The organism is Massilimicrobiota sp. SW1139 (genome assembly GCF_012027715.1).
Taxonomy (GTDB): Bacteria; Bacillota_I; Bacilli_A; order Erysipelotrichales; family Coprobacillaceae; genus Allocoprobacillus; species Allocoprobacillus merdigallinarum.
Genome location: NZ_SJOR01000002.1, coordinates 153820 through 166134, shown reverse-complemented (window position 1 = coordinate 166134; position 12315 = coordinate 153820). Strand labels below are relative to the sequence as shown.

At 32.0% G+C, this 12315-nt stretch carries 10 protein-coding genes; 7 read left to right on the top strand and 3 right to left on the bottom strand.

Annotated features, from left to right (window positions below; all coding sequences use genetic code 11):
- Nucleotides 1-199 precede the first annotated feature (199 nt).
- From E0K96_RS02140 to mfd, 4 genes are all read left to right on the top strand, one after another.
- On the top strand, nt 200-1867 hold the full coding sequence (locus E0K96_RS02140; RefSeq protein WP_168080838.1) for a Na/Pi cotransporter family protein: 1668 nt from the start codon (nt 200-202) through the stop codon (nt 1865-1867).
- A 172-nt stretch (nt 1868-2039) separates the two neighbouring features.
- The gene (gene pulA / locus E0K96_RS02135; RefSeq protein ID WP_168080836.1) at nt 2040-4136 is read left to right on the top strand and encodes a type I pullulanase; all 2097 of its coding nucleotides are present in this window, start codon (nt 2040-2042) and stop codon (nt 4134-4136) included.
- Between the two features lie 9 nt (nt 4137-4145).
- The gene (gene pth, locus E0K96_RS02130; protein WP_168080834.1) at nt 4146-4700 is read left to right on the top strand and encodes an aminoacyl-tRNA hydrolase; all 555 of its coding nucleotides are present in this window, start codon (nt 4146-4148) and stop codon (nt 4698-4700) included.
- Nucleotides 4701-4713: 13 nt separating this feature from the next.
- Nucleotides 4714-8157 (top strand): transcription-repair coupling factor, encoded by a 3444-nt coding sequence (gene mfd / locus E0K96_RS02125; RefSeq protein WP_168080832.1) that lies wholly within the window; start codon nt 4714-4716, stop codon nt 8155-8157.
- A gap of 38 nt (nt 8158-8195) precedes the next feature.
- Here mfd and E0K96_RS02120 read toward each other — a convergent pair whose 3' ends face one another.
- The 3 genes from E0K96_RS02120 to E0K96_RS02110 form a co-directional block, all read right to left on the bottom strand.
- Nucleotides 8196-8648 carry a dUTP diphosphatase gene (locus E0K96_RS02120; RefSeq protein ID WP_087304330.1) on the bottom strand — a complete coding sequence of 151 codons (453 nt, stop codon included), beginning with the start codon at nt 8646-8648 and terminating at the stop codon, nt 8196-8198.
- Nucleotides 8649-8702: 54 nt separating this feature from the next.
- The gene (locus E0K96_RS02115; protein ID WP_087304331.1) at nt 8703-9263 is read right to left on the bottom strand and encodes a manganese efflux pump MntP; all 561 of its coding nucleotides are present in this window, start codon (nt 9261-9263) and stop codon (nt 8703-8705) included.
- 98 nt (nt 9264-9361) lie between these two features.
- Complete coding sequence (locus E0K96_RS02110; protein ID WP_168080830.1) at nt 9362-9958, bottom strand: YigZ family protein; 597 nt, start codon at nt 9956-9958, stop codon at nt 9362-9364.
- Nucleotides 9959-10059: 101 nt separating this feature from the next.
- On the opposite strand from E0K96_RS02110, the gene E0K96_RS02105 reads away from it, so the two are divergent.
- Genes E0K96_RS02105 through E0K96_RS02095 form a run of 3 tightly spaced genes read left to right on the top strand, consistent with a single transcriptional unit; the run spans nt 10060 to nt 12314 of the window.
- Nucleotides 10060-10923: a DegV family protein gene (locus tag E0K96_RS02105; RefSeq protein ID WP_168080828.1), complete on the top strand. Its 864-nt coding sequence runs from the start codon at nt 10060-10062 to the stop codon at nt 10921-10923.
- Nucleotides 10924-10935: 12 nt separating this feature from the next.
- Nucleotides 10936-11208, top strand: coding sequence for a hypothetical protein (locus E0K96_RS02100; RefSeq protein WP_087244344.1), 273 nt, complete (start codon nt 10936-10938; stop codon nt 11206-11208).
- Between the two features lie 50 nt (nt 11209-11258).
- Nucleotides 11259-12314 (top strand): hypothetical protein, encoded by a 1056-nt coding sequence (locus E0K96_RS02095; protein WP_168080826.1) that lies wholly within the window; start codon nt 11259-11261, stop codon nt 12312-12314.
- Nucleotide 12315: the final 1 nt, after the last annotated feature.

Below are 12315 nucleotides of genomic sequence, written 5' to 3'. Positions count from 1 at the left end.
TTTTTTACGCATTTAAAATTGAAAATAGGGAATAATAGTTATTTATAAAGAGTCTTGATGGATAGAATATCTTTGTTGATATTTTTTTATTAAGATTTTTTAACAAAAGCTGATAAAATCAAATCTTTTTTGTAAAATTCATGTTTACATTATGTAAAGATTATGTTAAGTTTGTTTTGTGTGTAAATAGGAGGAAGAGATGGAACTGACAAACATATTCTCTATGCTAGGTGGGTTAGCTTTATTCCTTTATGGGATGACAATGATGTCAACTGGTTTGGAGCTGGCTGCCGGGAATAAGATGAAGTCAATTTTGGAAAAATTGACAACAAATCGTTTTTTAGGAACGCTGGTAGGAGCTTTAACCACAGCAATCATGCAATCATCTTCTGCCACAACTGTTATGGCAGTAGGATTTGTCAATGCGGGACTTATGCAATTGAAAAATGCTGTATGGGTCATCATGGGTGCCAATATTGGAACAACAATCACAGGACAGCTGATTGCCTTGGATATTACAGCTTTAGCACCTATTATTGCTTTTATAGGGGTTGTATTAATTGCCTTTTTCAAAAGCAAGAAACTTGATGCAATTGGTGAAATTATTGCTGGTTTAGGTATTTTGTTTATGGGGATGGAAATGATGTCTGGTGCTATGGCACCATTAAGAAGTTCACCAGAATTTGCGAATATTGTCGCAAACTTTGAAAGTCCATTGATTGGTATTTTAGTAGGTGCAGTCTTTACTGCCATCATTCAGTCATCATCAGCATCAGTAGGTATTTTACAGGCGTTAGCGATGAGTGGTGTTATTACATTACCATCTGCCATTTATGTATTATATGGACAAAATATCGGAACATGTATTACGGCTGTATTGGCTTCCATTGGTGCTAATCGTAATGCCAAACGTACAACCATTATTCATTTATCATTTAATATTATAGGAACAATTATCTTTGTTATTATTAGTATGCTGACACCATTTGCTGCGTTTATGGAGTCATTGACACCAGGTAATGTCGTGTCACAAATTGCCAATGTACATACAGTATTTAATGTTGTGACAACAATCATCTTGTTACCAATTGGAACAAAACTGGTCGATTTATCATTCATTATTTTACCAGAAAAACCAGAATTGGAAGGAAAGATGCAGTTAAAATATTTAGACTTTGGTATCTTTACAAACGACTATCATATTGGAACAAGTGCAATTGCGAATACGCAGTTGTTCAATGAAACACAGAACATGCTAGATGTTGCAATAGATAATGTTCGTAAATCATTTGAACTTTTGATAGAGTTCAAGGAAGACAAATATGAAAAGTTACAAAAGAATGAAGAATATATTAACTATTTGAATAAAAATATCGTAGACTTTACAACAAATGCGATTTCAACAGAATTTCCAGTAGATGGATCACAGGCCATAGGTCTATTCATGAAGATATCATCAGACATTGAAAGAATTGGAGATCATGCGGTGAACATAGCCCAAAGGGCCGAGCTACTTCAAAGTGAAGACAGACGATTCTCACATGAAGCCATGGATGAGATAGGAATCATGAGCAGTCTTTGTGTCAATATACTAGATGAGCTGAGAATCATGAATTATGATGAGTTCAGTAGCATTGTAGACAAGGTAGATGTCATAGAAGAGAACATAGACAAGACACATCATCAGTTTACAGTGAATCAGCTTAAGAGATTAAAAGATAAAAAATGTACAACAGAGAACAGTGTTGTCTATACAAAGATTCTTACAGATTTTGAAAGAATTGGAGATCATGGATTGAACATAGCCGAAGGTTTCTATAAAGCAAGAGAAGCAATGAAAGCTATGAAGATGATAGAACATCAATAAAAAGCAGATATACCTATTGAAAGGTATATTTGTTTTTTTATATGACAATTGATATAAAGTATCAAACCTAAACAAGAAAAGTAAAGGGGTTACATTCTTTGATAGTTTTTTAGATTTGTTTATGTTATACTTGGAATGGTTAATAGTCGTGTTAAAGAGAAAGGATGGTTATATGGAAGAAAGTGCAGTAAGGATGAAAGCTTATGCAGTTGCTTTTGATGAGATTAGAGTTTACTTATCTAAAGGATATTATAATGGCATTAGTAGCCAATTTTATATTAAAAATATTGAAAATGATGAATTGATACCATTGAATGGAGATTCGTTGAATAATAGTAGTCAGGACGGATTTCAGGAATATGTATTTCATACCAATTTTACAATGGGAAAAGTTTATAAGGTTGTTGATGCCTATGGTTTAAGCTGTTATTTAGATTTTTCCAAACTATCTATGTGTGAAGAATTTGATGAATTATATTTTTATGATCATAATGATTTAGGAAATCAATATACAAAAGAGAAAACAACATTCAAAGTTTGGGCACCACTTGCGACTGGTGTCATTTTGAAAGTCATGAAATGGAATGGGGAAACAGAATTGTTCCCAATGAAAAGGCAAAAAAAAGGTATTTATTTTGTTGAAGTCTGTGAAGATTTAGAATTGGAACAATATGTTTATTTAATCAGACATACAAACAGTTATGAAGTGACTTTAGATCCTTATGCTTATTCTTCATCATCAAATGGACGTGCCAGCATTATTGTGGATTTAGAAAAAGTACCATGTCGTCAGTTTGATTTACCAGTTTTAGAAAAAATGACAGATATGGTGATTTATGAAACAAGTGTCAGAGATTTTTCTATGTCTTCTACCAGTGGAATGAAACATAAAGGAAAGTTTTTAGCTTTTACAGAATTAAATACATCAACAGATAGTGGAAATCCAACGGGATTAGATTATTTATCATGTTTAGGTATTACCCATTTACAGCTCATGCCTATTGCTGATTTTGCGACAGTGGATGAAAAAAATCCATTGGAACTATATAACTGGGGATATGATCCATTAGCTTATAATGTGACAGAAGGAAGCTATGTGACAGATCCAGACGATGGTTATATGCGTATTACTGAAGCACAACGAATGGTTGAAGCATTACATTCTAGAGGCATACGTGTTGTGATGGATGTTGTTTTTAATCATATGCATGATGTCAATATCAATGCTCTTGAAAGGACAGTGCCTTATTATTTCTTTAGAAGAAATGGAGATGGTAGTCTTTCTAATGGCTCATGGTGTGGTAATGATTTAAATACAACAGCACTGATGTGTCGTAAATATATTTTAGATATGTGTAGACGCTGGCAGGTTTTATATGGTATTGATGGATTCCGTTTTGATTTAATGGGTATCATTGACCAGGAAACAATGAAACTTGTAGATGCACAAGGAAAAGCTTTAGATCCTTCATTTGTTGTTTATGGTGAAGGATGGAATATGCCTACAGCTTTAGATGAAGAGATGCGTACAACGATTCAAAATAATTTGAAAACACCATATATTGGATTCTTTAATGATTTCTTTAGAGATACATTAAGAGGTACGAACCAGATGGAAACAAAAGGTTATTTTTCTGGTGATACGTATAAAACAAATGATGCGATGAAAGCTATTTGTAATTTAGATATGTTTGCGAAAATTACACAATCTATTAATTATGTAGAATGTCATGATAATGCGACATGTTATGATAAATTACAGATTTCTAATTATGATGAATCTGAAAAGATTAGAAAAAGACGTTCACGTCTGATGATGGCCGCAGTGATTTTATCGCAAGGTGTTCCTTTCTTGCATAGTGGGCAGGAATTCTTTAGAACAAAAGGTGGACTTTCTAATACATATAATGCTGGTGATCAGGTTAATGCATTAGATTGGAATCGTAAAGATATGGAAATTGATACGACTCAATTTGTACAGTTTTTAATTCACCTTAGAAAAAATAATCCTTGTTTTAGATATGGAAGTTATGATATGATACGTAAAAATGTGAAAACAGAAAATATTAATCATCGTATGATTAAATATTCATTACATCAAAATGAAGGAGAATATAAGGATTTTATCATATACTTTAATGCTTCTCTAGAAACACTTCAGGTTGAAGTGGAAGATGGTTTCCAACTTTTATATCATAGTGAAAAAGGTAAAATTTTAGATCATCAATTAGATGTGAATGGAGTTTGTCTAGCGATATTAGTAAGATAGGAGTTATATATGAAGTTAATCGTTGGGTTAGGAAATCCAGGTAAAGAATATGAGAAAACAAGACATAATGTTGGGTTTATGGTTATGGATTGTTTAGCAGATGATTTTCATGTGTCTATAAATACAAAAAAATTTAAAGGTGAATATGCCAAATTAAAATATCAAGGGGAAGATATTATTTTACTCAAACCAATGACATATATGAATAATTCAGGTGAAGCCGTAAGTCAAGTCATGAACTTCTTTAAAATTGATGTCGATGATTTACTGGTGATTTATGATGATATGGATATGCCAACAGGCAAGTTACGTTTAAGACAAAGTGGAAGTGCTGGAGGGCATAATGGAGTGAAAAGTATTATTGCTCATGTAGGTACACAAAATTTTAAACGTATTCGCGTGGGTATTGATAAACATCCCCAAATACCTGTGGTGGATTATGTGCTAGGACGTTTTACCAAGGAGCAGCAGCCACTTATTGAAGATGGTATTCAAAAAGCTGCACAAGCTGTTCAGATGATGCTTGATAAAGATTTTGTAGCCGCAATGAATGCTTTTAATTAGGAGATGAAAAGATATGAAGAAGATTATTCAGATTTTAAAAAATAATTCAGCATATCTTGCAATGAAAAAAGGAAAAGGCGAGATTGTTGTATCTCACGCTAGCGATGAGGCGATTCTCATTGCTAGTGCTTTTTTCGCTTGTCCAAAAACAATGCTGGTGATTAAAGATAGCTTATATCAGGCACAGCTTTTATATCAGGAACTGTATCCTTTGTTGCATCAAAAAGTCGCTTTCTTTCCATGCGATGAATCATTACGAGTAGAAGCTTTGGCTTCTTCTCAGGAATTAGTTGGAGAACGTATTCATACTTTGTCATTATTACTGCAACATCAGCCAATCGTTGTGATTTGCCATACTCAAAGCTATTTACGTTATATACCACATCCGTCTCTTTTTGAAAGTTCTCAGTTACATTTATCTGTAGGTATGACCATTGATCCTTTGACATTAAGAGAAAAACTTATCCATAGTGGATATCAGATAATACAACGTGTTGATGAACCATTTTACTATTCAAAACGTGGTGGGGTTATAGATGTTTACTCTATCCAATATGAGAATCCTATTCGTATTGAATTTTTTGATGATGAAATTGAAAGCTTACGTTTCTTTGATAAAAATACACAACGTTCTTTAGAAAATGTTCAGGAAGTTACAATCTTACCGGCGACCGATCTGCTTTATGATGATCAGGAAATAGAACATGTGATTTCACAGATTGAAACATTACAGAGTCAAACGCAGTGTCCTGATTATCAGGATGATTTAGATGAGGAAATTTCTATTGATATAGAATCTATTAAGAATCATGATTATTCATCTCGTCTTTATCAGTACATGGGATTGTTTTCATCATCAACGTCATTACGTTGTTATTTTGATGATGTGCTGATTGTAACATCAAGTCAGGAAAAAATAAAATCAGTCTATAATCAGTACGTAGAAGAAACATTCTACTATTCTCATGAATTACAAGACATGGGGAAAATGGTAAAAGGATTGTCATTATTTCAAAGTTTAGATTCATTATTAAAAAAGACAGATATTGACTTTGTTGATTTTAGAACGAATGACAAACAAATTTCCTTTTTAACAAGAGAAATTCAATTACCATTGTTGAATGAAAATCAATTGATTCAACAAATCAAAGATTATCTCATTCAAAATAAAATCCTTATGTGTCTTGAAAATAGTCATCAGATTCAAATGATGACAGATTTATTGGATCAATATCATCTCTCTTATGCCTTGGTAGGTCATGATGATCATATTTATCAGGGAATTAATATTTATATGGGTGATTTATCAACAGGTATAGATTTTTGTGAAGAACATGTGATCCTGTTGACAGAAAAAGAGTTATTTAAGGTTAACAGTCAAAAGAAAAAAGGCTACATTAAATATAAAGATGCAAAAGTCATCAATGATTATACGGAATTAAATATTGGAGATTATGTTGTTCACGATGTCAATGGAATTGGACAATATATGGGTATTAAAACACTGGAAGTCAGAGGTGTGAAAAAAGATTACTTGTATATTGCCTATAAAGGAAATGATACTTTATATATTCCCGTAGAAAATTTTAAACTGGTACGAAAATATGCTTCCAGAGATGGAAAAGTTCCAAAAATTCATTCTTTAAATAGTACAGAATGGCAAAAAACAAAACAAAGAGTCAGAAACAAGGTTGATGATTTGGCAGATCGTTTAATTGAAATATATTCACAAAGAATGAAACAGCCAGGATTTGCATTTCCTAAAGATGATGCTATGCAAATACAGTTTGAAGAATGTTTTGGTTATGAACTGACACCAGATCAAAAAGAAGCAGTCAAAGAAATTAAAGCTGATATGGAAATGCCACGTCCTATGGATAGATTGTTATGTGGAGATGTTGGATTTGGGAAAACAGAAGTGGCTTTACGTGCCTGCTTTAAGGCTATTTTAGGTGGTAAGCAAGTGGCTTTTCTATGTCCTACAACGATTTTATCTTCACAGCATTATCATACGATGGTTACTCGTTTTGAAAATTTTCCAGTCACTATTGCTTTATTAAATCGTTTTACAACGACGAAACAAAGAAAACAGATTTTAAGTGATTTAAAGGAAGGAAAGATTGATTTATTAGTTGGGACACATCGTATTTTATCAAATGATGTTGTTTTTAAAGATTTAGGATTATTATGTATTGATGAAGAACAGCGTTTTGGTGTTAAACAGAAAGAAAAAATTAAAGAAATCAGAAAGACAATAGATGTTTTAACTTTAACTGCTACACCAATTCCAAGAACTTTACAAATGTCTTTAATGGGAATTCGTGGATTATCACAAATTGAAACACCACCGTTAAATCGTTTGCCAGTACAGACTTATGTCATGGAAAAAAGCAATCAGCTTGTCAAACAGGTGATTGAACGTGAACTTGGGCGAAAAGGACAAGTTTTCTATTTACATAATCAGACAGCCAATATTGAAAGTGTGGCTAATGAAATTGCCAGATTGGTTCCACAGGCAAAAATTGGTATTGGACATGGGCGTATGAGCAAAGATGAACTTGAAAAGGTGATGCAGGCTTTTGTAGATAAAGAATATGATATTCTGGTTTGTACAACGATCATTGAAACCGGTATTGATATTCCTAATGCCAATACCATTATTATTGAAAATGCTGATCGTTTTGGTTTATCGCAGCTTTATCAGATTAAAGGACGTGTTGGTCGTAGTGAACGTTTGGCTTATGCATATTTATTGTATGCAAAGAACAAGCAAATGAATGAAGAAGCAACGAAGCGTTTAAAGGCGATTAAAGAATTTGCACAATTAGGTAGTGGATATAAGATTGCTATGCGTGATTTATCTATTCGTGGATCTGGTGATATACTAGGAGGAGAACAGGCTGGATTTATTGATACAGTTGGTTTTGATATGTATATGAGGATTCTTCAGGAGGCTATTGAAGAAAAAACGGGAGAGAAAAAAGAAGAAAAAGAAGTGCCTGTTCAAAATGTCAATGTTGATGGTTATATTCCTGAAAATTATGTAGAAAATGATATGGAAAAATTAAATCTTTATCAACGTATATATAAAGCGCAACATTTAACACAGTTACAATCTTTAGAAAAAGAATTAAAAGATTTATATGGAACATTGCCTAGAGAAGTGAATAATATTGTATTGAAAAGAAAATATGAAATTTTATGTACACAGCCTTTCATTGATGAAGTCAAAGATGCAGGTGGATATGTTCAAATCATGTTGACACAGGAATTTTCAGCCCATATTGCAGGTGATCAGCTTTTTGAATTGGTTAATCGTTTATTTGATAAACCACAGTTAAAATACATTAAAAATGAAATAGTGATTATGATTCAAACAATCGGTCAATGGTTACCACATACAATAGAATTATTAAATGAATTAAAGAAAATGGATGAGCAATCACGACATCAGTGATTGCTTTTTCATATAAAAAAATCCTCATAGAATGAGGATTAATCATTTTGATAATTATCAATGATTTCATCAATATCAATACCTAATTTAAAACCTAATGTAAAATAATCATCAATAGTATTTTGATAGTCTTCACTAGAGTATTGTTTTTGAACATTTAAAATAGATTGATAAATCTTGAAAAATAAAGAATAAAGATCTTGATTTTCAGGAATTTCTGTATGATTTTTAATACTGTCAATACGTAATTCATAACCAATAGACATTAACATCGTTAAACCTTCAAGATAGTTTTCTAATAACTGTTGATGATTGACAGGTTCTTCTTTTTCCCAAAATAAATAACATCTTGATTCAAGTGCAACTTCAGATAAATCATGTAAAAAAGATAAAATCTTTTGATTGATTCTTGTTGTGTTTAATATTTCATTTTTAGCGACTTGAACTTCTCTATTGATATAGACTTGATATAATTTTGCGACATCATTCATAATCTTTCACCTCTTATCTATTATCTTACCTCAATATGAATAAAATTTGAATGATTAACCAAAAATATGAAGGTGTTCTAATAAAATCTTAATACCCATACCTATCAAAATAATACCACCAGCAATTTCAGCTTTAGATTTATATTTCATACCAAAGACATGTCCGATTTTCACACCTATCATTGAAATCACAAAAGTTGTACAGGCAATGATAGAAACAGCTGATAAAATATTGACATTTAAAAAAGCAAAAGTAACACCAATAGCTAAAGCATCAATGGAAGTAGCAATCGCTAAAGGAATCATGACTTTAGGTGAAAATTCTGTATTACATGTTTCTTCATCCTCAAAAGCTTCTTTAATCATATTGATTCCAATTAAAGCTAATAAGATAAAAGCAATCCAATGATCAATACTTTCAATTTTATCTTTAAACTGAATACCTAATACATATCCTAAAAATGGCATAATGCCTTGAAAAAAGCCAAAATAACCACCACAAATCAAAGCGTGTTTGAGTTTAAGCATGCGTGTTGATAAGCCTTTACAGATGCTCACCGCAAAAGCATCCATGGATAACCCGACACCAATGATCAATATTTCTAAAAACCCCATACGTCCTCCTTGTAATAAAAAAGACATGACTGTTGAGCGTACAGACAAGTCTTATTGTTTTCATCATATTCAAATTATAACAACTTTGCATATAAGTGTCAAACATCTTTTGGGATATAGTCACTGCCTATTTTTTCGGCTTGAAACTGATTGTTTGTGAAATCTTGAATCATATCCAGAAAATCAAGGTTATGTAAATAACATTGATAAGAAACTTGTTCTTGATATTGAATATCTATACACTTGATGTGATGAACTTTTAATAAATGCTCAAGTTTACGTGTATATGTATAGTCAACTGTTATATTATATAAATCAACCAGTTCTTTTTCAACGATATGAGCGACTTTAAGGGCTTCAGCTACACTTTGGCTATATGCTCGTGTTAATCCCCCAGCGCCAAGTTTAATGCCACCAAAATATCTGGTCACAATCGCTATCATATTTGTTAAACCTTGCATTTTTAAAACATTTAACATAGGCATACCCGCCGTTCCAGATGGTTCACCATCATCATATGCTCTTTCATGAGGACCAATAATATAGGCGACACAGTTATGTGTAGCTTGTGGATCGCTATATTTTGTAATCATATCGTTAGCCTGTTCAATTTGACTACAGGGAATCAAATGACAAACGAATTCAGATTTTTTAATAACTAATGTATGGCTTGTATAATCTTCAATAGAAATCATGATGTCACACCTTTCTTTCTTTATTATATATGATTTCATTTTATTGTCAAAAGTGTTATAATAATGAGAGAAAAATTAACTTTTGGAAGTGAGGGATTGAGATGGCTAAAATTGCAGTATTAGCTGATAGTGGCTGTCAAATAGAATTAAATCAATATGAAGATCAAGGTATATTTATTGTGCCTTTATGTATTACGATGAAAAATCATACGTATTTAGATCAAAAAGACATTACCAGTTTGGAAGTTTTTGAAACTATGGAAAAAGAGGATATCATGGTCATGACTTCTCAACCTGCAACAGGGGAACTGGTGAATATTTTACAAAAAATCAAAGATGCTGGTTATGATGAAGTTATTGGATTACCCATTGCGACAGGATTATCATCAACTTTAAATGGGATGAAAGTTGCTGGAGAAATGGTGGGTATTCCAATCACTTTAATTGATACAAAAGGAACTGCAGGCAATCAAAAATATTTAGTATTCACTGCTGCCAAATTGATTCAAGAAGGTAAGAGTATTGGTGAAATTCAAGACATTCTTGAAAACATGATTGAACAATCTGGAACGATTATTATGGCCCCTAACTTAGAACATTTAAAGAAAGGTGGTCGTATTACGCCAGCAGTGGCATTACTTGCCAGCATGTTGAAAATTGTTCCAGTGATGGAATTAAATTATGACTTGGGTGGTAAAATAGATGTACTTGGAAAAGTCAGAACCTTATCTAAAGCCAAAGCTACACTTGTGAATCGCATGGTCGAATTAGGTGTCAATGCTAAGGAATATAAAGTTACAATTGAACATGTCTTATGTGAAAGTTCAGCTTTAGAAGTGAAACAGATGGTTTTAGAAAAAATTGGAAATGTTGAATTAGAGTTAAGAGAACTTCCAGCTGTTGTCGGTGCTCATATGGGAGTTGGAGGTATTGGTGTACAATATATCAAAAAATATACAGGATAGGAGAATGAACAAATGCCTTTATTTGATGATCTCACAAAAAAAGCAGCGAAATTGACAGAAGAGGCTATTGATAAAACACAGGAATTAGCTGGTACTGCCAAATTGAAGCTTAAAATGAAAAATTTAGAATCTGATCGTGATGATGTTTTTCGTGACTTAGGAAAATATTATTATCAACAAATTCAGACATCAGGTGTTGTTGATGAAGAAGTCATGGATATGTATCGTCATATTGAAGAATATAATCAAAAAATTGCAGAATTAAAACAATTACTAGACGAATAAGCTGAGGAAACTCAGCTTTTTTTGATATAATAAAAGTAGAGGTGATATGTATGAATATCAAGATGAGAAACTTGGCTATATGCATTGGTGGAATTTTTTGTATAATGAATTTAAATAGTGAATATCATTTCACTTATATGAATACTATACAGCCGTTTCTTTTTATCTTCTTTTTCATTTGTTTATTCTTTTTTAAAGAAAGTATCCTTTATCCCATATCAGGCTTATTAACGGGAATAGGTATTGATTATTCTTTAATTCAGGGAATCATCAATAATCCTTCTACAGTTCCTATTATTTTTGATAGTATTTTATCCCTATCTTTTATTCTTTATTTTATCATCATGCTTTTCAAAAAGAGATGGAATCGTCAAAATCAAAATATGGAATTATCTCAAGATATTCAGCACAAAGACTTGCCTGGAGATGGAACAATATCTTATCCATATAGATTAGATATTGATCAGACGCTTACCATCAATGATGAAATAGAACATCAATATCATAAAGTGATGTATGCACTCAATGGTGGAAGTCAAGAATACGAAGATTCAACATTTGGTTTTAAAGATAAGGTATTGGTAGGAAAAAAACATCTCCAACAAGATTATGGTGGTTTTTGGAAATATGAAAGTGATATGCCTGCTTTAAAGGAAAATGGAACCCTTTGGATGAAAGGTGTCGTTTATCTTTCGCATGATGATGTCAAAAATATATATCAGATGCTTTGTGATGATCATCTGTGGCAAATGATTCAAGAAAATATATCACATGTGTTAAACTTATCCTATAAAGAGAGTTATCAATTTTTAATAGACAATCAGATTCCACAAGATGCTGCCAAGAGTTTGTTGAAAGTTATTGCTCAAAAAGATAATATATTTGATCAAGATATCATAAAGTCATTTATCAAATTCAGTTTTCAAAAAGAAGATTACCAGGAAGCAATGGAACATCAGGATGGAATGATTTATTGTGCTTATTGTATCTATTATTATGATAACTGGTTTTTACAAATGAGAGAAGGCGTATGGAAAGTGAAACCAACTCTTTATGAACCATCTCTTTATTATGGAAAGGGTACTTATCAACCATTTGAAAAATAAT